This window comes from Psychrobacter sp. M4 (assembly GCF_055699795.1).
The window spans coordinates 2,349,974-2,375,840 of sequence record NZ_CM146740.1 but is presented as its reverse complement, the minus strand read 5'-3'; the positions used below and the strand labels follow the sequence as shown (position 1 = coordinate 2,375,840).

The window sequence follows — 25,867 nt, the reverse complement described above, 5'->3', positions numbered from 1 at the left end:
AATACCAACGTGCTGCTAGCCATGACCCAGTAAAGTGCCATACATAGAAGGACGGCGATCGCGGAAAACGCCCCATTGCTGGCGATCTTGAGCCAGCTTATCCAAGTCAAAGCTTGCGCTTATAAACTCATTTTTATCGGTTGATGCTTCTTTTATGATAGCGCCGCGTCCATCAGTGATAAAAGAGCTACCATAAAATGCCATAACGCTGTCATTGCCATTTTGAGTAATCGTTTCTTCGCCAATACGGTTGGAGGCAATGACTGGCATCAAATTGGCGGCCGCGTGACCTTGCATACAGCGCTGCCAGTGTCCTTTTGAGTCGATATTTAAAGTTGGCTCGTCACCGATGGCGGTTGGATAAAACAATAACTCAGCACCCATCAGTGCCATACTACGCGCACACTCAGGAAACCACTGATCCCAGCAAATACCCACACCGATCTTGGCGTATTTGGTTTGCCAAACCTTAAAGCCGGTATCGCCTGGAGTAAAGTAGAACTTTTCGGCATAAGGAATACCATCTGGTATATGGGTTTTGCGGTAAGTGCCGAGTATCTCACCATCGGCATCGATAACCACGATACTATTGAAAAAAGTATTGCCTGCTTTTTCATAAAAGCTAATGGGCAAGACAATTTCTAGATCTTTAGCCAATTGTTTAAAATGTTGAATAGCACTATTGTCTTCTACTGTGGTCGCCAATTTAAAATAGTCAAAATCGTGAACTTGGCAAAAATAAGGGGTTTCGAACAGCTCTTGTAGCAACACAATATGGGCACCCGCCTTAGCAGCTTGGGTTACTAGGTCAGTAGCAGTAGCAATATTTTGTGATTTATCCCAACCACAAGCCATTTGAGTAGTAGCAACGGTTACAGAACGCATATTTAATTCCTTTTAGTAACTTTTAATTATAAAAGATTGTGATAATTGCCAATGATAAAATCGTAATGGGTAATTACTAACTAGCAATTACCCATATTTTAAGATTTAATAGCTTAGAGTTAACGGCTGATATTTAACAAAATAATTATTAAATACTTTACATCAAGCCATGGCATACCCTAAACCTATAAAGGTGATAACGGACAATCCTGCTCCTAGCATCGCATAGGGAAACTGCGTAAAGGCATGTTGCATGGGTGAACAGCCTGCGCCCTGAGCCGCTAGTAGCGACGAGTCACTAAAGAAACAAGCATGACTACCAAATGAAGAAGCTGATAACAATGCACCGATCATAAGCGGCGTGCTCACACCTAGTGCTAAAGATATTGGAAATACAATCGGCATAGCAAGGACGTATAGACCCCAGCTTGAAGAGGTAGCAAAGGTTAAAAACGCCATAACGGCAAAGATAACAGCAGGGAAAATCATCACTGTCATATAGGGGGTAATGGTCTCAATGACATAAGAGGTCATACCTAGCTCATCATTGATTGCTTTTAAAAAGAAACCACCAACTACGGTTGAGAGCGGATATAACATCACTTTAAAGCCTTTGAAGATAGCTTCAACTTGAGTTTCAAAGCTTAAGATACCTTGTACCCAATAGATAATAACTGTAACAAAACACGTTAGTAACGCCCCACGTAGTAAATCAATTTCAAAATAAACCGTGGAGATAATGAGCAAGATCATAGGAAAGGCGAAGTTAAGAATATTGGCTTTAAACGACAATTTGCGCTTAGCTTTGACGTTTGACACCAGTTGCTCTTCTACAAAGGCTTCAGGAACAGGGTTACCACCTTTAGCACGTTTTTCTGCTTTTTTCATTGGCCCCCAATCACCTAATATGCCATAAGCGACCAAAAACACAATCAAAAGGGCAAACCAAGCATAAGCCATATAAGGAATAGCACTGATATAAAGGGTAATACCATCACCATCCCCTGCAACACCATTTTCTTCCAATAGACCAGCAAAATAAACGGCCCAAGTAGAGATGGGCACTAAAATACACATCGGCGCAGCGGTTGAATCGACTATATAGGCCAGTTTCTCACGTGATACTTTGTAAACGTCCGTTAGTTTTTTGACTGAGGTTGAGACAGCTAAACAGTTGAGATAATCATCAATAAAGACAATGACCCCTAAAGCAAAAGTCGCCAACAAGGACTGTCGACGCGACTTGATAATTTTTTGTAGCCATTCGCTAAAGCCATCTAAACAACCACTAATTTCAAGCAATTGGATAAGCCCGCCCATCAAGCCACAAACGAGTACAATCCAAATAATGGTTTCATTACCTAAAACCATCGACATGTTATCTGCAAAAGGGGAGATAAGATCAAAAGGATTGAGCATAACCAGACCAGCGACGCAGCCTGCTATCATTGATTCAAAGGGACGTCTTGATACGATAGCAGTTACCAATACTAACAGCGTAGGTAGTAAAGATAAGGCACCCCAAGACTCTTCGCCACTACGACTAAAAGACAACCAAGTAAAAGCGAGATATATCGCTATGCCTGCTAATAGAGTAAGAAAAACTCGTTTATTATGATATTGTCGTTCCACAGCATCATTGAGCTTCATATTCATGGTTACACTCCTTGTAAAATCTTAAGTTTTTATACCACAGTATGTGTTATTTGATTTATTTTATATAAACAAAAGTTTATATAAAGCATCACAACACTCCATTGCTATGATGCGTTAACTTATAACAATTAATATTCCTCAAAATAAAGCTTTATAAATAAAGAATTATAACTAAACTATTATCTAGCAGTTTACTCTGTTAGTCTACAGTCCGGTACGATCTTTTAGGGCATACCACCATGATCCCATGACCGAGTAAGGCACCCGCAGAGCGCGGCCGCCAGGGAAGGGTATCCATGGAATTTTAGCAAAAGCGTCAAATTCGGTAGTATCACCATTGATGGCTTTGGCTATGATTTGCCCAAACAGATGCGAGCCGGTAACCCCATGACCGCTATATCCATGCGCGAAATAAACCCGATCATGCAGCTTACCTAATTGCGGTACGCGAGAAAAAGACAAAGCAAAGTTGCCACTCCAAGCATAATCTATTTTGACATCGCGTAGCTCAGGGAATATTTTATTCATATTGGGCTGAATCTTGGCTGCGATATCAGCAGGGTCTTGACCACCGTAGACAGACCCACCCCCAAATAGCATACGTTTATCAGCTGATAGGCGATAATAGTCGAGAATATAGCGGACATCTTCAACACAAACATCAGAAGGTATCAGCTTATCTGCCAAATCTCCTAACGGCTCAGTCGCAATAATTTGCGTCGATACAGGCATGACGCGGTCGGTGAGTTTGGGAATGACTTTGTTTAAGTAGGCATTACCGCAAAGAATGGCTTGCTTACAAGTTACGGTGCCAAATTCAGTAATCACTTTGATCGCATCATCGGCATACTCAATGTCGACGACTAAAGTGTTCTCGTAAATCGTGCCGCCCTTTTGTTCGACAGCCGCCGCCTCACCAAGTGCTAAGTTTAGCGGATGAAAATGCCCACCTGAGTGATCTATCACTCCGCCAACATAAGCATCAGTATTGATATATTTTTGCATACCCTCACGATCTAACATCTCGCGATCGTGCATACCGTGGCTTTCCCACAAGTCGTAGGTTTCTTGCAGATCTTTTAGCTGACTGGCATTAAAAGCGGCAAAGATGTTTTTTTCTTTAAGATCGCAATCAATATTATAATCTGCTATAAAACGGCGAATGATTTTGCCGCCACGGGTCACAAGCTTACCGACGAAGTCTGCGTTTTCTTGACCATAAGACTTTTTGATTTTTTGCAAGCTAGCGTTAAGACCATTGACGATTTGGCCACCGTTACGCCCTGATGCGCCCCATCCAATTTGTGCGCCTTCTAAAACTACAACTTCATGATCGGTTTCGACCAGATGTAGCGCTGCCGATAAACCGCTATAGCCGCCACCAACGACACAAATCTCAGTTTGAATATCGTTTTTCAAAGTAGGTCTATCAGGCTTAGGATTACGACTGGCCGCATAGTAGCTGTCAGGATATTGGCCCTTATCTGAATAATGCGGAATGTTACGCTTATTGTTAGATGAGACAGTATTAGACGGCTTGTTGTTTGTCTGAAGCTCTTGATTCATAGGCGGCGTAGCGTTGCTATTTGACATATTAGACATCCTGTAAATAGGTTAAATATTCGAGATTGGTGACTTGCTGAGCAAAACGTTTGGCTTCTTGTTTTTTAACAGCGGTCAAAAGCTCAATCATCTCACTTGGGAAGAGCGAATCAATGATGTCGCTATTTTCAAACTTACGGATAGCAGAAAGCCAATCTAAGGGCAGAGTTTTAAGCTCCGCCTCATCGTAGGTAATACTGTTGATAGGCTCTGGCGCTGCAAGCTTGTTTTCGATGCCGTATAGCATGCCGGCAAGAACCGCGCTACAAACTAGATAAGGGTTGGCATCAGCGCCTGATACTCGATGTTCAACGCGGCGTGCCGCAGTGTCACCACCAGGAATACGCACGGCTGCGGTGCGGTTCTCATACCCCCATGAGATGTTGTTGGGAGCTAGTGTCCCAGGCGTGAAGCGGCGATAAGAGTTGACATGCGGGGCGAACAGTAGCGTGCAATCTGCCATGGTAGCTAACAATCCTGCTACGGCATGACGCAGCATATCTGAGCCTTCCTCTGAACCATCATCAAAGACATTGTTACCGTCTTTGTCGAGTAAGCTGCAATGGACGTGAAAGCCATTGCCTGATTGCAAACCAAACGGTTTCGCCATAAAAGTTGCGGTCAGCTTGCGGCGGGTAGCCACAGATTTGACCACTTGTTTAAATAAAATAGCGTCATCAGCAGCTTTTAGCGGATCGTCGACGTGTAATAAATTGATCTCAAACTGACCACAGCCGTTTTCGGCTAAAGCAGCATCAACAGGAATATTAAGCTTATGACACTGCGCGTAGACTTCATCTAAAAATTCATCAAACTGCAATAAATCATTAATGCTTAATATAGAGGTTTTATTGAGTCTTAGTCCGCTTTTTGGGCGAATCGGCGGTTTTGGGGTTTCGCCTTCGGTATAATCAAGCAAGTAAAACTCAAGCTCAGTGGCCATAACTGGCGTGAGGCCCAGCGCTTTAAATTTCTTACTGATGTAATCTAGAACGTGACGAGCATCGCCATAATAAGGTTGATTGTCTTCGGTGTATAGCCATACAGGCAGGAGTGATGAGGGCGCACTAGTATTGAGCAGAGGATAGGATGCACGTCCGGTAGGCTTGGCAATGGCATCTATATCGCCATTAGTTTGTGAGGACTCAATAACATCAGCGCCCCATATATCAACGCCTAAAATAGATAAAGGTAGCCTGATACCGCCACTTTTTGCTTTTTCCATCTGATCAAAGGGGACGCGCTTACCGCGAAGCAAACCGTTGATGTCGCCTGCTGCAATATATACGTATTCGGTGTTGTTGGCAGAGTCGACCAATCCATTGGCTGTCGTCATGTCTATTATTCCTGTTTATTTTGAGGCGCCATTCGCCTACTTGATATCTTGGTATGTAAATTGTACTTTTATCTTGCTTATGCATTCCAATATAGAACTGAAATTTATAGTTGTCAATAGCTATTTAAAACTCGCTTAAAGTAATTTATAAGATTCATTAAGAGTTAACTTCTATAATAATGAAATTTATAGTTTACATTATATGAGATGGTATGCTAATTTTGACCTAGAACTGCTCATTAGACATATAATGAAATATGAACCACTAGATATAACTTTTTAAGCTCAAATCTCACTGGAGAGAACTATGCAAGCCTTTAGACCTGTTATTGCCATCATCTCTTGTCATAAAATAGTTGACGGTCAATCAGCACAGACGGTATATCAAAAGTATGTTGATGCTATAAACTTTCATGGTGGTAATCCCATACTGCTGCCCAATACAGCTGCTGATGGCGAGAATTTTGAGGCAATAATGCCAATGGTAGATGGTATTTTATTAACAGGAAGCTATAGTAACGTCGCTCCAGATCGTTACGGAGCGGTGCATATTGAAGAAAAACAGGATTTAGGTCGTGACGAGCTCAGCTTTAAGCTACTAGCTTATGCCGAGGAGCATAATGTACCTCTACTGGCAATATGCCGAGGCCATCAGGAGATGAATGTGCATTTTAATGGCACCTTGTATCCTGACTGGCGTGAAGTGGAAGGATTTTATGAGCCACATTTAGAGGACGCTAACGACCCGCTCGAGGTGCAATACCAGCCAGTACACAACATTAATATTAAAGCGGGCGGAAGACTTGCAGCGTTCGCCGAGCAGTTTCAAGTCAACTCTTTACATAAACAGGCGATTAATAAGGTGGGCGCGCGCTTATTCGTTGAAGCGCTGGCAAATGATGGGCTGGTTGAAGCCATAAGTTTACCAAAACATCCATTTATGCTTGGTGTACAGTGGCATCCTGAAGTAAACTATGACAAAGACGCTATGTCCAAATTTTTATTTACGGAATTTGTTAATCATGCCAGTCAAAGACACTCAAGATAAAGCTGTTACTAGTAGTGATAAGATCAGTACCAATATCAGTACCAACAATGATAATGAAAATACACCAGTAGCTAAGCCAGTGCAAAGCGTGCCTGAAACTGCAGCTACTGACAAACCTGAAGAAAATATCGGTAGAAAAATTAACCAGCTGCGTCTTGCTAAAGGCTACTCGCAGCGTAAGCTGGCAAGACTTGCTGGACTGACCAATACCTCGATTAGCGCTATTGAACGCAATAAAGTCAGTCCTGCGGTCAATACTCTAAAAGCGGTGCTCACGGTATTAGACTCTGATCTCAATACTTTTTTTAGTGATGATTGGGAAGATCGTAAGGCTAAAGTAGTGGTGACACCAAAGGATCTGATAGAAATTAGTGAGCCTAGTAGCCGAGTTTCGTTAAAACAGGTTTATAACCATACGCCAACCAAAAATTTGGGGTTCTTGATTGAAGTTTATCAGCCCAATAGCTCAACGGAGGAGAAAATTGTTCATGAAGGTGAGGAGATTGGCACAGTGATTGAGGGCAAGATTGTTATTCGCGTCAACGAGACCACTTATCTGCTCAATAAAGGGGATAGTTATGTGATTAACACCAATAATCCCCATACTTTTATAAACCCTACCAATGCCATAACTCGTATTGTTAGCGCCCATACCCCAGCGACTTTTTAAACTAGATTGAATAGCAGAAGTGACTTGACTAGCAAACGTTAGTATCATGACTTATAAGACACCTATATTTTCAATATTATCATTCAATTCATGACAAACTTTAGGATATATCAAACCTCTTCATTAGTAGATTTTGAGAGGTTTATAGTCTCAGAGCTCCGTTTTTTAGAAGTTTTTTTGGTTAGCTGAACGGGCGCTTTTGCTTTCATGACTTTTTCATCAAAACTAGCGTTCTTATTAGCGTTGAGCCTGTCAGAAGGTTTGAAACGGTTTTTAGTCCTTTTTATCAAATCGACCTCTAATAACGCTTTCTCTTTTATTTGTAAGTCATTGTATAAGCTTTGATAGACCGCAAGGGTTTCATCTATCATCTCGCGCATGGTAAATTCATTGGTCATATGAGGACGAGTCACGCTCTCTAATTGATTTCTGACTGCTTTACATAAGCTTTGGGCATTATACTTTTTGACTAGACCTTGTGGGTATAAAGGCTGCAATATCTCACTGTACGCCGCTTGATCCCAGCCGATGACAGGCGTACCTAGATGAATGGCTTGTAGCGCATTGATACCGATAGATTCAGGTTGATTGGCTAGTGCCAGCACAATATTGGCCGCCGATAGCCATTCACGCATATCATTGCGTTTGCTACCGACATAAGTGATACGATCAGCAAGATCAAGCGCATTAGTACGCTGACGAAAATCTTCGTGCGCCACATTCCCTTCTCGGTAATCCTCATCCATGATAATGGCGTGAATCTGCGGAAAATCTTCTTGCAGATTGCCCAAGATATCAATCAGCCACTCCTGACCGTACTCATTGCCGATGATAGAGGGAAACACCAACCACTTTTTATGCTCAAGCTCAGGATATTCAGCAAAGGTACGCCGTAGCCAATAAACGGATGGATTATGTCGATAAGGATAACGCCGAGTATCAACGCCGCGGTAAATACGTTTGATAACCCTTTTGCCCATATCCTCGCGGCGCAGACCGTTTTTTAGATAATCTGTCACGCTATCAGATACGGTGATGATGGTATCGACATCGAGCAGTGCTTGCGAGTATTTATTAATCGGATAAAAGCCGTACATAGTTGAGACTAGCTTGGGCTTGCGTTTGACACGGGCACGGCGCAGCGCTAAATGTAGTATCCACGCAGGTGTGCGTGAGTGTACATGGATGATATCAGGACTATATTTTTCAATAAGATGGCGTAGTGGGACTACTTGTAACAGTGATAGCCAAGACTTTTTATTGATATGTAGCTCGTGATATAGATTGCCATCACGCTCTAAGCGTTTAACCAGCTCATTATCATTATCAGCGCTTGATACAATAATAGAGGTATGGCCATTTTTGACCAAAGCTCGTCCAAGATGAAAAATACCGCGTTCGGATTCATCATGTTTCAAAGACGATAATAGACGCATAACTATCATAAGAGCGCAAAGAGTCCATTGGCTATATTAAACTGCTATTGTCAGTTAAAAATGAGTAAAACTCAACCTTTAAGGTTGATGGTCAATCAAGGCTTAGTGCTCTAATCTTACTAGAAGAGGGCCACTAAAAGGTAGTAAGTTTTTATAAAGGACAATAAACAGCGTTATCACATAGCCACAATCAATAGATCAACGCCTTTTTTGCAAGTACTCAGCATTAGGCAATACTTGCTTTTCACTCAAATACTTCCAGTAGCGCTGCGGCAAATACTGCTTGTGCAGACGCATATTTTTGCGCTCTTTGATATTGACGTTGGTAAAGTAGCCTTGCCAAAAGCGCTGATAACGCTGCTCATCAATGCTATGAATACTGGCAGGATTACGTAGTACCGCCTCATCAAGATCGGTTATGGTTTGTAGGGCTGCTGGATGTGATGGAGTGCTCGTACTTTTATCATAATAAATACCATAACCGCGAGTTAGATCATAAATTGCCCAGTGCTGATCCTGATAGCGCTGACGAAAATGCTCACCAATGAGCGGCAACACATTAAAATCCGGTTCAACTCTAGCAAAATAAATGTCGTCGGTAGTATGCTCAAAACGCACAAAAGCTTCCATCCGATGCCGCTCGCGCCCAACTGATTTCACGGTTTGTGCCAGCTCAAGCACGTTTAAATTACCCAAGTCTTGCATAATATCGCGCTCAGGATGATCAAGCGCGTATTTGACTACATTGAATAAAGTCGTCCCGATGTTGTCTTTTTCAGATAAAAAACCCCATAATAACTGGCGCATACCAGAGCGCCCTAGCAGCTGGTTTAGCTTGGTCAATACGCGCTCAGCTTGCTCTCCATTAGTAGCAACATGAGTCGCTTGAGCAATGAGCGATGGTACGTAACGTTCATTAGCTATCAGTTGCAAAGCCTCATCGTGCTGTAATTTATGAGCATAAACGTAGAACACTGCGCTAAGCCAGCCCTCAAAGCTTGGCTCATACAAGACAATGCTCGGCGTTAACTGACCTACAGCATAGGTTGTATTTTGCATAGGTTGTAACATTCATTACCCTCAATTGATCAAGACAATACGAATCAAAGCTAACTGATCAAAACCTAGCCATTAAAACAGTGCCAGTTGCCCGCTGCGCTGATCTTTATACTTGGTTTGGGTTTGCGCCAGTACATATTGACGAAAGTTATCACGGGTTAGATGCGCTAAATGTTCATTTTTACCTGTAGTAGCGATAAAGTATTTAGCACGATTGACCGCCGCGCCCATTTTTTTAAGATGATAAAGCGTTAATTGATTAAACTTACGCGCTTTGACTATCTTTTTCGCTGTCTTCACTCCAATACCCGGAATACGCACAATCATCTCGTACGTTGCGGTTTGGATATTCACCGGAAAATGCTCACGATGGCGAATCGCCCATGCTAGCTTGGGATCGCAGTCCAAATCCAAAAAAGGCGATTCTGGCTCGACAATCTCATGCGCGCCAAAGCCATAAAACCGCATCAGCCAATCGGCTTGGTAGAGGCGGTTTTCACGCACCATGGGCACCGGTGTACCGATAGCGGGCAGACGGCTGTCCGATAACATCGGCACATAGCCTGAATAATAAACGCGCTTAAGGTCGTATTGTTGGTAAAAGTGGCTGGAGAGCTGAATGACTTGCAGATCGGTCTCATTGCTTGCGCCAACGATCATCTGACTGGTTTGCCCTGCTGGCGTGAATTTTGGCGCTTTTTTATGAGTTTTGCGGCTCTCACGAATAGTGATGATCTCTTCTTTTACCGTCTCCATTGGCGCTTTTAATTGCTCATGCGACTTCTCTGGCGCCAGCAGTGCCAGCCCCGATTTGGTTGGAATCTCAATATTGACGCTCAAACGATCGGCATAAAGTCCAGCTTCTAGTAACAGCTCTTTTGACGCGCCAGGGATGGTTTTTAGATGAATATAGCCATTAAAGCGCTCGCGGGTACGCAAAATTTTGGCGACCTCAACCAAACGCTCCATCGTATAGTCACCGCTTTTAAAGATACCGGAGCTTAAAAATAGCCCCTCGATATAGTTGCGGCGATAAAACTGCATAGTGAGATCAACTACTTCCTCAACCGTAAACGCCGCGCGCGGGGTGTCATTGCTTTTGCGCGAAGTGCAGTAAGCACAGTCGTAAATACAGTGATTGGTAAGTAAGATTTTGAGCAAGCTGACACAGCGGCCATCTTCGGTATAGCTGTGGCAAATGCCGGTTTTTGAGGCGTCACCTAGTGCGCCGCCTTGGTTTTTACGCGTGCCAGCGGATGAAGAGCAAGAGACATCATACTTAGCCGCATCGGCTAAAATATTGAGCTTGCCTTGAAGCCTGTCATAATTGATGGTTGCCATAAAGGAGATTACCAATTAATTTATTGGTATCTATTTTAACAAAATTAGGGGTAAGTCATCGGAATTATAGGAGAAACTATAGGAATAGACGACAACCGTTGTCGTTTGCTAGGCATAAGAAATAACCTTGATCATTTACGTATGACTCAAATAATCAAGGGTATAGAGGTTAAAATTTAACTGTAGTTTCGGTTTTTATAGGTGGGTATTAAGCAAGCTCGGCCGCTAAGCTTGGCAAATAGTTCAAAGCACCAACGACTAAAGTTTCAATACCAGTACGCAAGGTAGTTGGATTACCGGGGAAGTAGTAGGGTGAGTGCGGCATCTCAAGATTACGCATTTTTTCGACTACAGTGTTGCCCTCGGTTTCCTCCCAGCGCGCCGCTGGCGTGCTACCGACAAACCAGTATAAACTTGGAATATCTGCACCGTCAAAGCCGCCGACGCTGGCATTACCAAAGAGTGGGAAATCCTCGCTACCGTTTAGTTTTGGCACCTCATATATATTCTTCGCCCCAAAGTAGTCGGCGTGGGCACGGCGTACACTCTCAAAAGTCGCGGTATCATTATCTAAACTGATGGTATCGTTCATAATTGTGATCTCAGGCGGCTTCGGCGAGCGACCAGCTTCGCATTCAGCATTAATGATACGATGGATCGCATCGACGACCTGAGCGTGTATCTGATCGTTAAAGCTGCGCACATTGATCTCAAGCTCAGCGTGATGCGGAATGATATTGGCTTGAGTACCGGCGTGCAATTTACCTACCGTTACCACCACTGTCTCCTCAGGCGGTACTTCACGCGAGACGATCGTTTGCAGGCGCGTGACTACGTGAGCGGCAATGACGACCGGATCAATCGTTTGCGCAGGCATTGAACCGTGACCACCGTTACCATGGATGATCACCCCTAGGTTGGTACAAGCCGCCATAGCAACGCCTGACCGATGACCTACGGTACCTGCAAGACCCGGCATATTGTGCTGACCGAGTATTACATCAGGACGACCAAAGCGCTCGTACAAGCCATCTTCTAACATAGCTTTGGCCCCGCCGAACACCTCTTCGGCCGGCTGACAAATGAGCATCAATGTCCCAGACCAGCTGTCTTTTAGGTTATACAATACCTCAGCTGCGCCAACCAAGCAGCTACTGTGCATGTCGTGACCGCAAGCATGGCTAACGGCGGTTTCTCTACCATCTTTTTTTCCTACCTCTTGACTGGCATAATCAAGTCCGGTCTGCTCTTTAATAGGCAAAGCGTCCATATCACCCCGCAACATAATAGTGGGACCGTCACCGTTTTTGAGCATAGCAACCACACCCGTTCTGCCGACTTTGGTGGTCACTTCATAACCAATATCACTAAGCTCTTTGGCAAGACGCTCGCTAGTATTTTGCTCAGCAAAAGATAATTCAGGATGCTGATGCAAATGTTGATACAAAGCTTGGGTCTTATTAAAGATTTGATCGACTTGCTCATTCACATCGACTTTAATATCATTAATATTCATAATTTTCTCCGTCTATCTTTGTTAGTAATGATTTTTATTTCAAAAATCTAATCTATATACTTTAACTTAAAAGACCTAACTAGAAGCCACAGGGTCAGGTTTGGTTAAGAATTTTTGCCAGATAGCAACCACAATGACGTTAAGTAGTAGACCCCAAATACCAGCGTGCCAGCCAAAGGGTGAGCTTAGACCTGCTATTCCAAAGTCCATGAGTATAAATAGTAGTGTACCCAGTATCGCGCCTACCATCACACTTTGACGCCTCAAGTTTGGCATGAATAGCGCGCCCATAACCATAGGGAACATTTGTACTATGATTCCGTAAGCTGTGAGCAATATGACAACTAAAGAGCTGGGGTTTACCAAAGCTAATATATAGGAGATAGCAGATAACCCGACTACACTCATACGAATGGCATTGACACTGGTGTTTTCGCTCGCGTTTTTCATGACTGTAGGTTTTAAAATATCTTGCACAAAAATAACCGCTGCCGTGTGCGCTAAATTAGCTCCTGTAGACATCGCAGCTGCTAGTGCGCCTGAGAGCATAAGACCGACAATCCAAGGCGAGAAGTCAACCACATTAATCACCATCTCAAGCAAGATCTTATCTGGGCGATCCAGTGGATTACCTTCGAATACCAAAATGCCCGCAAAACCGATAAACAATAAGGGTATGAGCAGGTAAGCATATAAAGGATAAAAAACACTGACCTTGCGTAAGGCTTTGCCGCTGTCGGTGGCATAAAACTTCATAAATAGATGCGGCCACATGGCACCACCAAAGGCACTGATCAAAATAGCGGTACTAAAGTAGCCCCAATTCATCCCATTAGCACCTGGCATCGTCAAGTATTCGGGCGCTTGCTCTTGCAGACGCAAAAACATCTCACCAACGCCGCCGTATAGTACCTTAGGAATAGCCAATCCTAAGAACCAAGCAATGACGATCATCATGATGCCTTGCACCAAATTAGTCCAACCGATACCGCTAAGACCACTGGTAAAAACATAAATAGCAACCACCACAAAGGCTAGTAAACCGCCGAGCCAAAACGGTATCAAACCATCAGTCGCCGCTTCAAACAACAAGCCTGCGCCAGCGATTTGAATAGTAAGATAAGGCACTAAAGCTATAATCCCAATAACGCCAGCAAGCATGCCCAGTGTTTTACTATCAAAATGATCAGCGATCATATCGCCTTGGGTTAAGTAACCATGCTTGCGCCCAAGCTCTGATACTCTTGGTCCCATGGTCCAAATGACAATCGGTACCAGTGCCAAATAGGCCAAAATATAAAGTGCTGGCGCGCCATTTTGATAAGCCCAGCCCGGTGTGCCTAAAAAGGCAAATGCTGAAAATATCTCTGCTCCCAAAATAAAGAACAGCACGATGACACCCATATGACGCCCACCAGCCACATAACCTTCAAGGCTTGAAGCAGAAGCACCTCTAGCACGGATACCAACGATAAGTACACCGATGAGGTAGACGAGCGTTATAGCGACAATAATTAACGTATCACTGCTCATGGGTATCGCCTCCTTGGCTTACTAGATAAACCAGCCAAGTGCCAGCAAATAATATAAACATCCATAGGACATACCAGAAGATAAAGAAAGGCAAGCCCATAACAAAAGGTTCAATACGATTGCCAATGAGCGCTCCTGGCCATATCATGGCAAGGGTACAGATGGCGAAATGCACCCATAAAATATATTTTGATAGCATATCATCTCCTAAAAATTCCGTTTAATAGCAGGTTTTTATTTACCTAAAATTTGAAATAAATATTAAAAGTAAAATGTAGCTAGCAGTTTGACATGGCTATAAAAAACAGTGCTTTATTCAACAGCCGAATTTCACGCACAAAAAAACGCTGTTAGCGATGTGATCGCTACAGCGGTTGAAAATGTTTTTTATTGAATGGCAATATGGGTTATTCGTGGCAGTAAGGAATAACTTATTTCTAATAATAGAAAGAGGGAGAGAGTAAACAATCATATGGCATCCTTGCCGTTTCCGTTTTGCTACTTTTACATAGGTTTTCAGTATATTACTGTGTACTGGTCAGTATAAACACATTTAAACTGTTTTTACCAGAGTTTGTTGAATATTCAAGTAATTATTACGTTGATCAAAACTAAAACCAAAAAAAATATAAATACAAAGGTCATGTTCTAGCCATAAATCACTTCCATGATCTCATACTCAACCACGCCTTTTGGCGTCTCAATACGGGCTTCATCACCTTCAGACTTACCGATTAAACCTCGAGCAATAGGGGAGTTGACTGAGATTTTGCCCGCTTTAAAGTTCGCTTCGTCATCACCAACGATCTGATAACGGGTTTCTTCTTCGGTGTCCATATTTTCGATAACGACCGTTACCCCAAATACCACACGTCCCTCTTTGGGCAGCGTCGATGGATCAATGACTTGGGCGGCGCCAAGCTTGGCTTCGATATCACGGATGCGCGCTTCACTAAAGCCTTGCTGCTCACGAGCGGCATGATATTCTGCGTTCTCTTTTAAGTCGCCATGTTCACGTGCTTCAGCAATAGCGGCGGTGATACGCGGACGATCAACGGTTTTTAATTGTTTGAGCTCACTTTCTAAAGCGGCATGTCCTTCTGGAGTCATAGGGTAACGTTGCATAATTTTTCCTTAAACCAATACCAGCACACCATCTCATAACGAGATGGTGCTGATGCGGTTGCAATGAGTGTCAGTGATATAAAAAATTGCGTTTATGCGTATGATAAAACGCGTAATAAAAAGCATAGTCGCTATTTGCCACTATGCTCTTTATGAAGTTCTTTAAGATTTAGATAGGTAAAGTAATATGCCTAATCTACTGAATTTATAGCCTTAAGTCAATACAACTAACTATTTGCCTCGATAGGTTCTGCTTGTGCGTGCAAATCTTGCAGTTTATAAACATCAAAGGGCAGATCGATAGCGTAAGATTTGCATACTGCGTCAGCCGCGCCTAAAGTTGTGACATAAAAGACTTTACCTAATAGGGCACTGCGGCGGATAGAGAATGAATCCTCCTGCGCCTGTTTGCCCTCAGTCGTATTAATAATAAGGTCAATTTTACCGTTTTTCAAGGCATCGACGATATGGGGACGACCTTCGGTAACTTTATTGATTTGCTTGGCTTCAATGCCGTGGTCGCTAAGTACTTGTTGCGTACCAGTTGTCGCCACAATCTCAAAGCCATACTCTTTTAGCTGGCGAGCAATAGGAGCAATTTGCGCTTTATCACTATCACGTACCGAAATAAAGACGGTTTTGGTCTCATCTTTAGTAGGCAGACCAGGCAGACGCTCATTACTACCGATGACTGCTTTGTAAAAGGCTTCGCCAAAGGTTTTGCCCACGCCCATGACCTCCCCAGTTGATTTCATCTCAGGACTCAAGATAGGATCAACGCCGGGGAATTTGGCAAACGGGAATACGGATTCTTTTACCGCATAAAATGCAGGTACAATCTCAGTCGTGAAACCTTGGTCTTTGAGCGAGGTACCCGCCATGCAGCGCGCTGCCACCTGAGCAAGTGAGGTGCCGATACACTTTGAGACAAAAGGTACGGTACGGGCGGCGCGCGGGTTAACTTCCAAAATATAAACGGTTTCACCTTTTACGGCAAACTGGACGTTCATAAGGCCGATAACGCCAAGCTCTTTGGCCATCGCCACCGTTTGCGCGCGCATCACATCGCACAGCTCATCAGATAGCGAGTAGGGCGGTAAGGAGCAGGCTGAGTCACCCGAGTGTACGCCTGCTTGTTCGATATGCTGCATGATACCGCCAATGACGACGTCTGTACCATCACAGACGCAGTCAACATCAACTTCAATGGCGTCGTCTAAGAAGCGATCAAGAAGTACCGGCGCTTCATTGGACGCTTGTACTGCTGTGCGTAGATAGTGTCTGAGCTCCTCTTCATTGTAGACGATCTCCATGGCACGGCCACCTAAAACATACGATGGGCGTACGACTAGCGGATAGCCGACATCTTTAGCTTTAACCAAGCCATCCTCTAAACTGGTCGCCAAAGCATTGGATGGCTGAACAAGATCAAGCTGTTGGATCATATGCTGGAAGCGCTCACGGTCTTCGGCGCGATCGATAGCATCAGGGCTGGTACCGATAATATTCACGCCAGCCGACTCAAGTGCACGGGCAAGCTTTAGCGGTGTCTGACCACCGAACTGGACGATAACGCCGTCTGGCTGCTCAACGCGGACGATCTCCAGTACATCTTCAAGCGTGATAGGTTCAAAGTAGAGACGATCAGAGGTGTCGTAATCGGTCGATACCGTCTCCGGGTTACAGTTAACCATGATGGTTTCATAACCATCATCGCGCATGGCAAGCGCGGCATGGACGCAGCAGTAATCAAACTCAATACCTTGGCCAATACGGTTGGGCCCGCCGCCGATGACCATGATTTTTTTGTTATCAGTTGGATTGGCTTCGCATTCCTCATCGTAGCTTGAGTACATATAAGCGGTGCTGGTCGCAAACTCGGCCGCCGCCGTATCGACGCGCTTATAGACTGGATAGATGTTCAAATCCCAACGCTTTTCGCGCAGCTGTTTTTGCGATACACCAAGTAGCTTCGCTAGACGCAAATCTGATAAGCCTTTACGCTTAAATTGGCGCAAGTTGTTTTCGTTAAGCTCACCAAATCCTAATTCTTTAATATGGGCTTCAGTGTTAACGATATCTTCAATCTGCACCAAAAACCACGGGTCAATATTGGTAAACTTAAACACCTCATCCACGCTCATACCGATACGAAAGGCGTCCGCGATATAAAAAATACGCTCAGGCGTTGGAATAGTCAGCCGATTGACAATCTCGCTGCGCGCTTTATCAGCACTCAAGCTACCATCTTTAATAGCAGCAAAGTCGATTTGCTCATCGAAACCATCAGCGCCGGTCTCAAGGCCACGTAGGGCTTTTTGCATAGACTCTTGGAAGTTACGCCCAATTGCCATCACCTCACCGACCGACTTCATTTGCGTCGATAAGATATTGTCCGCTTGCGGGAACTTCTCAAAGTTAAAGCGCGGGATCTTAGTCACCACATAATCTAGCGTTGGCTCAAAGCTGGCAGGTGTTTTGCCGCCAGTAATGTCATTTTGTAATTCGTCAAGCGTATAACCAACGGCTAGTTTGGCAGCGATTTTAGCGATTGGAAAGCCGGTTGCTTTGGATGCCAATGCTGATGAGCGCGAGACGCGCGGGTTCATCTCGATGACGACCATGCGGCCGGTTTTTGGGTTGATACCGAACTGGACGTTTGAGCCGCCAGTCTCGACCCCAATCTCACGCAGTACTGCAAGAGAAGCATTACGCATGATTTGATATTCTTTATCGGTCAAGGTTTGCGCGGGGGCTACGGTGATTGAGTCGCCCGTATGCACGCCCATGGGATCAAAGTTCTCAATGGTACAAACGATGATGCAGTTGTCGTTTTTATCCCGGACAACTTCGGTCTCGTACTCTTTCCAGCCGATCAAAGATTCATCAATCAGCAGCTGATGGGTCGGGGATAAATCAAAACCGCGTTCGCAGATCTCGATAAATTCATCGCGGTTATAAGCGATACCACCACCTGAGCCGCCCATAGTGTATGACGGACGAATAATACACGGGTAGCCCATTTTCTCTTGGGTAGCAAAAGCCTCTTCCATCGTCTCGGCGATCTCAGCACGCGGACACTCAAGGCCGATACGTTTCATCGCCTTGTCAAATAAATCGCGGTCTTCTGCCATCTCAATTGCGTCTTTGGTGGCGCCAATCAGCTCACAGCCGTATTTTTCTAACACGCCATTTCGATCTAGCTCTAGCGCACAGTTAAGCGCCGTCTGCCCGCCCATGGTAGGCAATATCGCATCAGGACGTTCTTTGTCGATGATCTGTTCAACCGTTTGCCAAGTAATCGGCTCAATGTAGGTGGCGTCTGCCATTGCCGGATCGGTCATGATGGTGGCTGGGTTTGAGTTGACTAAGATAACGCGGTAGCCTTCTTCGCGAAGGGCCTTACATGCCTGTGCCCCTGAATAGTCAAACTCGCACGCTTGACCGATGACGATAGGGCCTGCGCCAATGATAAGAATGCTTTTTATGTCGGTACGTTTTGGCATAATGTTTTTAAGTCCTATTTTGGCGGGTTGGAATTTAATTAAGAGTCTTATGATCAGATTGAACTGAATTTATATCGTCGGGCATATTATCCCAATAGTCTGTATCGAGTTTCTTTATACTAATAGTTTGTTCAACCTGAACACCCAATCCGTATTTGTAAATATATTCAGCTAGTTTTTGACCATCTATTAAGACAATCCTTGCATTGGAGAGATTTTGTGCATAAGTAATTGCATCGGCAGAAAATCTTGAAGTAGTGATAAAGACACCTTTGTTTGCGTTATCACCTAATAATGCACCAGCAAAACTTTGAATATCTGGACGACCAATAGCACTGCCTTTGTTATAGCGTTTAGCTTGGATATGTATTCGACCTAAGCCCAATACATCTTCGTAAATTTCACCATCAATACCACCGTCTTTCGTGTATGGCGTCACGCGCCCTGCTTTTTCAACAGCACCGCCATAACCCATTTTTTGTAATAGTTCAATGACTAGTCTTTCAAATGCTATAGGCGTTTTAGTCAAGATGGTATCTAATATTTCATCATAAGTTTCTTGACGAATAGTTTCATAAGAGGCGTAGAGCTGTTCTTGCGGTGTATTAGCATTTTGGTTAATATCATTTTCTTTAACATTCTTTACTAGCTCGGTTTCAGTCGATTTTTCTGCTTGTCTTTCTGCCATTTTCTGCTTGACGAAAATATTAATATCTTCGTTGCTTTTGTCTAAAAACGATTTTCCTAAACCATTAATTTGGTAATGCCCCCTTTTCGGTCTATCTAACATGTCTGTAAGAGCAAAATAACTTAATGCCCAAGAAATCCTATCAACTAATATAAGTCCATTACCTGATTCATACTCTTTGGAAGCTTCTTCATCTGTAAGGTTAAGATGCTTTATCAAAGGTTCAGTGAACTCTGACTTTTTCCATACTCTACCGTCTTCTAAAAGCGTCAGTATAGGTTTTCTCAAGTCATCGAAATGCGGAATACTCATTGTTATTTCTTCGCCTTTTCCATCATCTGCGCAAACTTAGCAAACAATTCAGCGGCATCATGCGGGCCGGGGCTGGCTTCAGGGTGACCTTGGAAGCTAAAGACAGGTTTATTGGTCAGCTCGATACCTTGATTAGTCCCATCAAACAGTGAGCGATGGGTGACTTTGATATTGTCAGACAAAGTCTCTTCATCAACCGCAAACCCGTGGTTTTGACTGGTAATCATTACTACGCCGGTGTCCAAATCTTGTACCGGATGATTGGCACCATGATGACCAAACTTCATCTTAACTGTGTTGCCACCACTGGCAAGGCCAAGTAATTGATGACCTAAGCAAATCCCAAAGGTAGGAATGTCAGTCTCTTCAATTATATGACGTACGCTATCGATAGCGTAATCACAGGCGGCTGGATCGCCGGGACCATTCGATAAAAAAATGCCGTCAGGATTCATCGCTAGCACCTTTTCAATAGGCGTTTGCGCGGGGACAACGGTGACGTGCGCGCCAATGTCTACGAGCATACGTAAGATGTTGGTCTTAGTACCAAAGTCATAAGCGACAACGTTGTATTTGTGCTCGATATGCGTACCCAGCTGCCTATAAAAGCCGCCTGTACCGCTGTCATGACTACCGGGCGCATCACGGTTAAGTAGAGTGTCAGAGAACTCCCACGTACCCGTTGTCCATTCAAAACCCTCTGGGTGCGAGGCTTCTTTAGCAAGATCCATCCCCTTAAGGCCAGCAAATTCTTGCGCCAATTTGATAGCTTTTTGTTCGTCAGCAGTAGTGATGGTTTCGCCATTAGAAGCTGTCATGATACAGCCGTTTTGTACGCCTTTATCGCGTAGTAAGCGCGTAAGCTTGCGGGTATCGATCTCAGCGATAGCGACGGTATCATTACGCTTTAAATAATCGCTTAGTGATTCAGAGTTACGAAAGTTCGAGGTGACCATAGTAGCGTCACGAATAATAAGACCTTCGGCCCATACTTGATGCTTAAAATCGACATTGCCAGATTCGGCGTCCTCGCTATTGGTACCAGTGTTGCCGATATGCGGATAGGTAAGCGTTACTAATTGACGAGCATAGCTTGGGTCAGTGAGGATTTCTTGGTAGCCGGTCATAGCGGTATTAAAAACTACTTCACCAACGCGGTGACCGAGACTGCCGATACTGATACCGCGAAAAATAGTACCGTCTGCTAGTGCCAAAATGGCTGGTGTTTGGGTCGATGAACTCAAGGAAGGCCTCCGCTGGTTTTGATGAGTACTTTTGATAAGTGCTGTACTACTCTTGCGGCAAATAGTGCGCACTTTTATGGCTTAATCCTCGCTTATTGGGACTACAGGCAAACAAAGATAAAGACATAATGGCAAAAATTTTCCACAAAAAAGCGAGAGGACTAATAGATGAAAAGATACTTGATTCACAGGGTGGTGAAGAGTAACTTACATCATGTCCGCTCGCTTAGGCACAGATTTTGCGTATTATATATAATAACTAGGTAGATAGCCAGCCGATTTTTGCTGTTATAGTGTTTTGCATAACCATTATTTTGCGATCGTCCTTATAGCCATAGAGTTATAAATCTCATACTAAAACGTCTGGATTTTGGTCACTAGCTTTGCCACAATGGACGCCATTAATGGCACAATTAAACAAACGGCTAATAAAACAAGGAAGCGTTATGATTTATAAATATCTGGATAAAACCCCACAGTTTGCTAGCCCTTTTAACGGCTGGGTCGCAGATACTGCGCGGGTCATCGGCGATGTGTATTTGGGTCATCAAGCCAGCGTTTGGTTTGGCGCTGTCATTCGCGGTGATAATGAGCGCATTCATATCGGTGATTATAGTAACGTACAAGAAAACAGTGTGATCCATACTGACGAGGGCATTGAGGTCAAGATTGGCAACTATGTGACGATCGGGCATTTGGCGATGTTGCACGGCTGTGAGATAGACGATAATAGCTTAATCGGTATCGGCGCGGTCGTGCTTAATAACGTCAAAATTGGTAAAAACTGTATCATTGGCGCTAAGGCTTTAGTGACCGAGGGCAAAGTAATTCCAGATAACTCAATGGTCATGGGTGCACCAGCGAAAGTAGTCAAAACCTTGAGCGATGAGCAGGTAGCGATGCTTAGAGAATCAGCTATGCATTACGCTGATCGTTGTCAAAAGTTTAAAACTGGTCTGCAAGAGATTGAGCAACCTGAATAACATCGTTCAGCACTCATTAACCAGACTGATAACTAAGATATTTGAGGGTTAGGTCCTATTTTTGATTTAACATTATACTAATTTATCGGTAACGCTATAAATTTGGCAACTTTAACTATAATTGAATAAGGTTTCATCATGCAGGCAAGTCCACATAACCAATCAGGCCAGCAAAAAGAGCTGGCTTTATTTGATTTAGATCATACGCTACTAGATGTCGATAGCGACTATCTATGGGGCGAATATATCGTTAAACATAACCTCGTTGATGAAGCCGAGTATCGCACTGCCAACCAAAAGTTTTATCAAGACTATATTGAAGGCACTCTTGATGCGACTGAATACAACGAATTTGTTGCGCAGTTTTTAAGCAGTTTGCCTATGGAGGAGCTTATCGAGCTACGTGAAGACTATATTAAAACTGAGATTGAGCCGCACATGCGCCCAAAAGCCATCACCGTATTGCGTGAGCATTTAGATAGAAATCACGAAGTCGTTATTATCTCAGCGACTAATGACTTTATTGTCTCTGCTATCGCTGAGCGTTTCAGTATTGAAAAAGCTAATATTTTAGCCACGCCGCTTGAGGTCATTGATGATCGCTATACCGGTAAATTGACCGATAAACCCAACTTTAAAGAAGGTAAAATCTATCATCTTGAAAGATGGGTCGCACAGCAACAGGCTAAAGGCATTAGCTTCACTAAAACTTATGCCTATTCGGACTCCAAAAACGATATTCCACTGCTAGATTGGGCCGATATTGCGGTCTGTGTCTCGCCGGATGACGCGCTACATGCTCATGCTTTAGCGCATCGCTGGGCAGTAGAAGATTGGACAATTTAGTTTTGCTGATATTTAAAAGTAATGTAAAACTATCATAACCTGAAAACATATACCGAATATTTTACTAAAATTTAGGAACCTTTATGGAAATTAATCCCTACCAAGAACAAATTAAAGACTTATCTGAACGTGGACAGGACCTGCGGAGGTATCTTTGACGTCGATGGCAAAAAAGAGCGTCTAGAAGAAGTAAATTTAGAATTAGAGAACCCTGAGCTGTGGAACGACCCTGAGCGGGCGACCAAAATCAGTAAAGAAAAAAGTCAACTCGACGGCGTCATCGATGTGGTGGTGTCGCTTGAGACCACGTTAGAAGATGCGGCCGCCATGCTTGATCTAGCCGTAGAGGCTGATGACGAGACACTATTAAAAGATGTGCAAACTGAATTAGACAATGCTGAGAAGCGGGTGGCTGATTTAGAATTTCGCCGCATGTTCAGCGGCGAGATGGACCCCAATAATTGCTACTTGGATATTCAATCGGGTAGCGGCGGCACTGAGGCGCAAGATTGGGCAGAGATGCTGCTGCGTATGTATACGCGCTGGGCGGAGGCGCACGGATTTAAAGTTGAGGTGATTGAAATATCATCTGGCGGGGTGGCAGGCATTAAGTCGGCGACCTTAGCTATCAAAGGCGATTACGCCTTTGGCTGGCTGCGTACTGAGATTGGTGTGCATCGTTTGGTACGCAAATCACCTTTTGATAGTAATAACGGTCGTCATACTTCTTTTGCAGCCGTCTTTGTGTCGCCTGAGATTGACGATAATGTCGAGATTGATATCAATCCGGCTGATTTGCGTATTGATACTTATCGCTCGTCAGGGGCAGGGGGTCAGCACGTTAATACTACCGACTCGGCGGTGCGTATTACCCATGAGCCAACTGGCGTAGTCGTTGCCTGTCAAAACGAGCGTAGCCAACATGCCAACAAAGACACCGCGATGAAAATGCTACGCGCCAAGCTTTATGAGCTTGAGATGCAAAAGCGTATGGAGAAGCAGCAAGCGGTCGAAGATAATAAATCTGATATCGGTTGGGGCAGTCAAATCCGCTCTTATGTGCTCGATGATTCGCGAATTAAAGACTTGCGCACTGGCGTAGAAACCTTCAACACTGGCGCGGTTCTAGATGGCGATTTAGATCAATTTATTGAGGCGAGTCTTAAGGCTGGACTGTAAATTGTCATTATAAAACATTGTTATAAAATATCGTTTTAAGCCATTTAATAAAACTTACTTAAGGAAAACTATGCCAAGCGTCAATCAATATTTCGATAATAAAGTTACCTCTATCGCTTTTCAAACTGCTATCAAGCCTGCCACCGTTGGCGTCATGGAAATCGGCGAGTATGAATTTGGTACCAGCGAGTTTGAGACTATGACTGTAGTGAGCGGAGCATTAATCGTCAAATTGCCAGATAGTAATGACTGGCAAACTTTTGCAGCGGGTGAGCAGTTCACTATTGAAGCCAATAAAAAGTTTCAAGTTAAAGTTGAGGTGGAAACAGCTTACCTATGTACTTACGGGTAAAGAATATTTTTTATCTTAGGAGTAGTCATTATAAGAAACGCCAAGTATTCATATTTGGCGTTTTTTGTCGTTATTATATTTCTATCTTAATAGTTTTACACAGCCTTACACATTATCTGCGCCAAACAAACAGCAAAACTAGCAATATCTATTTATTCTTAAGAGCTATCTAACCTCAAAAACACAATAAATAAAGGCAAAATAGTTTATGGACAAAACGACTGAGCAAACATATAAATCAGCTCTTACAGATGATTTGCGACATGACTACGAACGTTTAGCTCAGCGCGCCAATTTGCGTTATGTCAGCGACGATGAGCCCGGCTTTACGCGCAGGCGCTGGGGGCGCGGTTTTACTTATCGTGATGCGACTGGCAAGACAGTAAAAGATAAAGCTTTGCGTCAGCGTTTCGACTCTCTTGTCATACCGCCTATGTGGTCAGATGTTTGGATATGCCAAGATGAAAAAGGCCATTTGCAATCAACAGGCCGCGATGATAAAGCGCGCAAACAGTATTTGTACCATCCACTATGGGATAGCGTACGTGATCAAGCTAAGTTCGATGCGATGATTGGTTTTGCTGAGGCGCTGCCCAATTTGCGCGCGCAGGTTGAGCAGGATTTATCAGCAGAGGCATTATCTTACGCTAATGTACTGGCGGCTGTGGTTAAACTGCTTGAGACGACGTTAATTCGTATTGGCAATAGCCGTTACGCCAAGCTTAACAAAAGCTATGGTTTAAGCACTTTACGTAGTAAACACTTGAGCGAAACCGAGGATGGGCTGGCGTTTGACTTTGTAGGTAAAAGCGCTAAAGAGCATCATGTTGAACTGCAAGATGAGCGCTTAATCGATATTGTACAGGCGTGTTCTGAGCTGCCAGGCTACCAAGTTTTTAAATATTTAGATGAGAATGGCGATAAGCAAGTGGTTGATAGCTCTGATATAAACAACTATTTACGCGAACATCTTTGTAGTAACGGTTGTAGCGACAGACTGTATAGCGCCAAAGACTTTCGCACTTGGATGGCAAGTGTGCTTGCAGCGAGCTATCTTTATGATGAGCTGCAAACCTCAGAAGCCGGTGAGATATTAGTTAGTGCCCCTGATAGCAAACTGCGGCAGAAGCTGGTAACAAATATGGTCAAAAATGTAGCTGAGGAGCTAGGTAATACCCCAAGCGTTTGCCGCGCCTCTTACATCCATCCTATTATTATTGAGCGGTTCTTGGCCGGACAGTTTTTTGAGCCCTATAAACAAGCACGTCGCGGACGTACTAAAACTTATCAAAGTATAGAAGAAAAAGCCTTACTTGGGTTTTTAAATAACTTAAAATAAAAATGTATCTTGTTTTAATCTATTTCAAAGTACAGCTAGCGTCTTCATCCTAGTCATAGTTCATATTCACAAGAATACTCATCTAGACTCCTAGCTTTAAAAGTGATACGTTATGTATTGAAATAGATATAAACAGGCTACTATAAATAGAAGTAGCTACAAAAACAGCTATTTTCTCCTCTTATCTCAACTTTTGCTAAAGGATTAGCTC

At 43.7% G+C, this 25,867-nt stretch carries 21 protein-coding genes; 7 read left to right on the top strand and 14 right to left on the bottom strand.

The window, feature by feature from the left end; translation table 11 throughout:
- Positions 1 to 15: 15 nt before the first annotated feature.
- The 4 genes from aguB to ACR63N_RS09765 all read right to left on the bottom strand — a co-directional run bounded on the left by aguB (position 16) and on the right by ACR63N_RS09765 (position 5,479).
- Complete coding sequence (aguB, locus tag ACR63N_RS09780; RefSeq protein WP_367104007.1) at positions 16 to 885, bottom strand: N-carbamoylputrescine amidase; 870 nt, start codon at positions 883 to 885, stop codon at positions 16 to 18.
- Between the two features lie 162 nt (positions 886 to 1,047).
- Positions 1,048 to 2,541 (bottom strand): Na+/H+ antiporter NhaC family protein, encoded by a 1,494-nt coding sequence (locus ACR63N_RS09775; protein ID WP_367104008.1) that lies wholly within the window; start codon positions 2,539 to 2,541, stop codon positions 1,048 to 1,050.
- 204 nt (positions 2,542 to 2,745) lie between these two features.
- Positions 2,746 to 4,134 (bottom strand): NAD(P)/FAD-dependent oxidoreductase, encoded by a 1,389-nt coding sequence (locus ACR63N_RS09770; RefSeq protein ID WP_367104009.1) that lies wholly within the window; start codon positions 4,132 to 4,134, stop codon positions 2,746 to 2,748.
- Position 4,135: 1 nt separating this feature from the next.
- Positions 4,136 to 5,479, bottom strand: a complete 1,344-nt coding sequence (locus ACR63N_RS09765; RefSeq protein ID WP_367107125.1) for a glutamine synthetase family protein — start codon at positions 5,477 to 5,479, stop codon at positions 4,136 to 4,138.
- Positions 5,480 to 5,786: 307 nt separating this feature from the next.
- On the opposite strand from ACR63N_RS09765, the gene ACR63N_RS09760 reads away from it, so the two are divergent.
- Positions 5,787 to 6,527 carry a gamma-glutamyl-gamma-aminobutyrate hydrolase family protein gene (locus ACR63N_RS09760; protein WP_472781931.1) on the top strand — a complete coding sequence of 247 codons (741 nt, stop codon included), beginning with the start codon at positions 5,787 to 5,789 and terminating at the stop codon, positions 6,525 to 6,527.
- Positions 6,502 to 7,197 carry a cupin domain-containing protein gene (locus tag ACR63N_RS09755; protein ID WP_367109443.1) on the top strand — a complete coding sequence of 232 codons (696 nt, stop codon included), beginning with the start codon at positions 6,502 to 6,504 and terminating at the stop codon, positions 7,195 to 7,197. The genes ACR63N_RS09760 and ACR63N_RS09755 overlap by 26 nt, the downstream gene beginning before the upstream one ends.
- Positions 7,198 to 7,307: 110 nt before the next feature.
- Here ACR63N_RS09755 and ACR63N_RS09750 read toward each other — a convergent pair whose 3' ends face one another.
- The 10 genes from ACR63N_RS09750 to carA form a co-directional block, all read right to left on the bottom strand.
- The gene (locus ACR63N_RS09750; protein WP_367109442.1) at positions 7,308 to 8,642 is read right to left on the bottom strand and encodes a glycosyltransferase; all 1,335 of its coding nucleotides are present in this window, start codon (positions 8,640 to 8,642) and stop codon (positions 7,308 to 7,310) included.
- 189 nt (positions 8,643 to 8,831) lie between these two features.
- Positions 8,832 to 9,692, bottom strand: a complete 861-nt coding sequence (locus tag ACR63N_RS09745; protein WP_472781930.1) for a TIGR03915 family putative DNA repair protein — start codon at positions 9,690 to 9,692, stop codon at positions 8,832 to 8,834.
- Positions 9,693 to 9,764: 72 nt separating this feature from the next.
- A complete protein-coding gene (locus tag ACR63N_RS09740; protein WP_367109441.1) occupies positions 9,765 to 11,033 on the bottom strand; it encodes a putative DNA modification/repair radical SAM protein in 1,269 nt (422 codons plus the stop codon).
- A gap of 208 nt (positions 11,034 to 11,241) precedes the next feature.
- On the bottom strand, positions 11,242 to 12,549 hold the full coding sequence (locus ACR63N_RS09735) for an amidohydrolase (RefSeq protein ID WP_367109440.1): 1,308 nt from the start codon (positions 12,547 to 12,549) through the stop codon (positions 11,242 to 11,244).
- Positions 12,550 to 12,624: 75 nt separating this feature from the next.
- Positions 12,625 to 14,082, bottom strand: a complete 1,458-nt coding sequence (locus tag ACR63N_RS09730) for a sodium:solute symporter family protein (RefSeq protein WP_367104017.1) — start codon at positions 14,080 to 14,082, stop codon at positions 12,625 to 12,627.
- The gene (locus ACR63N_RS09725) at positions 14,072 to 14,281 is read right to left on the bottom strand and encodes a DUF3311 domain-containing protein (RefSeq protein ID WP_367104018.1); all 210 of its coding nucleotides are present in this window, start codon (positions 14,279 to 14,281) and stop codon (positions 14,072 to 14,074) included. Before ACR63N_RS09725 ends, ACR63N_RS09730 begins: the two co-directional genes overlap by 11 nt.
- 449 nt (positions 14,282 to 14,730) lie before the next feature.
- A complete protein-coding gene (gene greA / locus ACR63N_RS09720; RefSeq protein WP_367104019.1) occupies positions 14,731 to 15,207 on the bottom strand; it encodes a transcription elongation factor GreA in 477 nt (158 codons plus the stop codon).
- A gap of 227 nt (positions 15,208 to 15,434) precedes the next feature.
- Positions 15,435 to 18,713 carry a carbamoyl-phosphate synthase large subunit gene (carB, locus tag ACR63N_RS09715; RefSeq protein ID WP_472781929.1) on the bottom strand — a complete coding sequence of 1,093 codons (3,279 nt, stop codon included), beginning with the start codon at positions 18,711 to 18,713 and terminating at the stop codon, positions 15,435 to 15,437.
- A 34-nt stretch (positions 18,714 to 18,747) separates the two neighbouring features.
- On the bottom strand, positions 18,748 to 19,713 hold the full coding sequence (locus tag ACR63N_RS09710; protein WP_367109438.1) for a restriction endonuclease: 966 nt from the start codon (positions 19,711 to 19,713) through the stop codon (positions 18,748 to 18,750).
- A gap of 2 nt (positions 19,714 to 19,715) precedes the next feature.
- Complete coding sequence (gene carA, locus ACR63N_RS09705; protein ID WP_472781928.1) at positions 19,716 to 20,957, bottom strand: glutamine-hydrolyzing carbamoyl-phosphate synthase small subunit; 1,242 nt, start codon at positions 20,955 to 20,957, stop codon at positions 19,716 to 19,718.
- Between the two features lie 446 nt (positions 20,958 to 21,403).
- Here carA and ACR63N_RS09700 point away from each other — a divergent pair, with 446 nt between their 5' ends.
- The 5 genes from ACR63N_RS09700 (at position 21,404) to ACR63N_RS09680 (ending at position 25,656) form a co-directional block, all read left to right on the top strand.
- The gene (locus ACR63N_RS09700) at positions 21,404 to 21,940 is read left to right on the top strand and encodes a gamma carbonic anhydrase family protein (RefSeq protein ID WP_472781927.1); all 537 of its coding nucleotides are present in this window, start codon (positions 21,404 to 21,406) and stop codon (positions 21,938 to 21,940) included.
- Positions 21,941 to 22,078: 138 nt separating this feature from the next.
- Positions 22,079 to 22,786, top strand: a complete 708-nt coding sequence (locus tag ACR63N_RS09695; protein ID WP_367109436.1) for an HAD family hydrolase — start codon at positions 22,079 to 22,081, stop codon at positions 22,784 to 22,786.
- Between the two features lie 83 nt (positions 22,787 to 22,869).
- Positions 22,870 to 23,965 (top strand): peptide chain release factor 2 gene (prfB, locus tag ACR63N_RS09690; RefSeq protein ID WP_367104025.1). Its coding sequence is split into 2 segments (ribosomal slippage): positions 22,870 to 22,941 and positions 22,943 to 23,965, totalling 1,095 coding nucleotides; the frame shifts between segments, so codons are not numbered across the junction.
- 70 nt (positions 23,966 to 24,035) lie between these two features.
- Positions 24,036 to 24,317: a pyrimidine/purine nucleoside phosphorylase gene (gene ppnP / locus ACR63N_RS09685; protein ID WP_367104026.1), complete on the top strand. Its 282-nt coding sequence runs from the start codon at positions 24,036 to 24,038 to the stop codon at positions 24,315 to 24,317.
- Positions 24,318 to 24,525: 208 nt separating this feature from the next.
- Positions 24,526 to 25,656, top strand: coding sequence for a DNA topoisomerase IB (locus ACR63N_RS09680; protein ID WP_367107114.1), 1,131 nt, complete (start codon positions 24,526 to 24,528; stop codon positions 25,654 to 25,656).
- Positions 25,657 to 25,867 lie beyond the last annotated feature (211 nt).

Coding starts and splice junctions, on each gene's coding strand:
- ACR63N_RS09730 (WP_367104017.1), bottom strand. CDS start 14,082: ATGAGCAGTGATACGTTAATTATTGTCGCTATAACGCTCGTCTACCTC.
- ACR63N_RS09725 (WP_367104018.1), bottom strand. CDS start 14,281: ATGCTATCAAAATATATTTTATGGGTGCATTTCGCCATCTGTACCCTT.
- ACR63N_RS09710 (WP_367109438.1), bottom strand. CDS start 19,713: ATGAGTATTCCGCATTTCGATGACTTGAGAAAACCTATACTGACGCTT.
- ACR63N_RS09735 (WP_367109440.1), bottom strand. CDS start 12,549: ATGAATATTAATGATATTAAAGTCGATGTGAATGAGCAAGTCGATCAA.
- ACR63N_RS09765 (WP_367107125.1), bottom strand. CDS start 5,479: ATGACGACAGCCAATGGATTGGTCGACTCTGCCAACAACACCGAATAC.
- carB (WP_472781929.1), bottom strand. CDS start 18,713: ATGCCAAAACGTACCGACATAAAAAGCATTCTTATCATTGGCGCAGGC.
- ACR63N_RS09755 (WP_367109443.1), top strand. CDS start 6,502: ATGCCAGTCAAAGACACTCAAGATAAAGCTGTTACTAGTAGTGATAAG.
- ACR63N_RS09695 (WP_367109436.1), top strand. CDS start 22,079: ATGCAGGCAAGTCCACATAACCAATCAGGCCAGCAAAAAGAGCTGGCT.
- ACR63N_RS09770 (WP_367104009.1), bottom strand. CDS start 4,134: ATGTCAAATAGCAACGCTACGCCGCCTATGAATCAAGAGCTTCAGACA.
- ACR63N_RS09760 (WP_472781931.1), top strand. CDS start 5,787: ATGCAAGCCTTTAGACCTGTTATTGCCATCATCTCTTGTCATAAAATA.
- aguB (WP_367104007.1), bottom strand. CDS start 885: ATGCGTTCTGTAACCGTTGCTACTACTCAAATGGCTTGTGGTTGGGAT.
- ACR63N_RS09740 (WP_367109441.1), bottom strand. CDS start 11,033: ATGGCAACCATCAATTATGACAGGCTTCAAGGCAAGCTCAATATTTTA.
- ACR63N_RS09700 (WP_472781927.1), top strand. CDS start 21,404: ATGATTTATAAATATCTGGATAAAACCCCACAGTTTGCTAGCCCTTTT.
- ACR63N_RS09750 (WP_367109442.1), bottom strand. CDS start 8,642: ATGATAGTTATGCGTCTATTATCGTCTTTGAAACATGATGAATCCGAA.
- ACR63N_RS09745 (WP_472781930.1), bottom strand. CDS start 9,692: ATGCAAAATACAACCTATGCTGTAGGTCAGTTAACGCCGAGCATTGTC.
- ACR63N_RS09775 (WP_367104008.1), bottom strand. CDS start 2,541: ATGAATATGAAGCTCAATGATGCTGTGGAACGACAATATCATAATAAA.
- ACR63N_RS09680 (WP_367107114.1), top strand. CDS start 24,526: ATGGACAAAACGACTGAGCAAACATATAAATCAGCTCTTACAGATGAT.
- greA (WP_367104019.1), bottom strand. CDS start 15,207: ATGCAACGTTACCCTATGACTCCAGAAGGACATGCCGCTTTAGAAAGT.
- ppnP (WP_367104026.1), top strand. CDS start 24,036: ATGCCAAGCGTCAATCAATATTTCGATAATAAAGTTACCTCTATCGCT.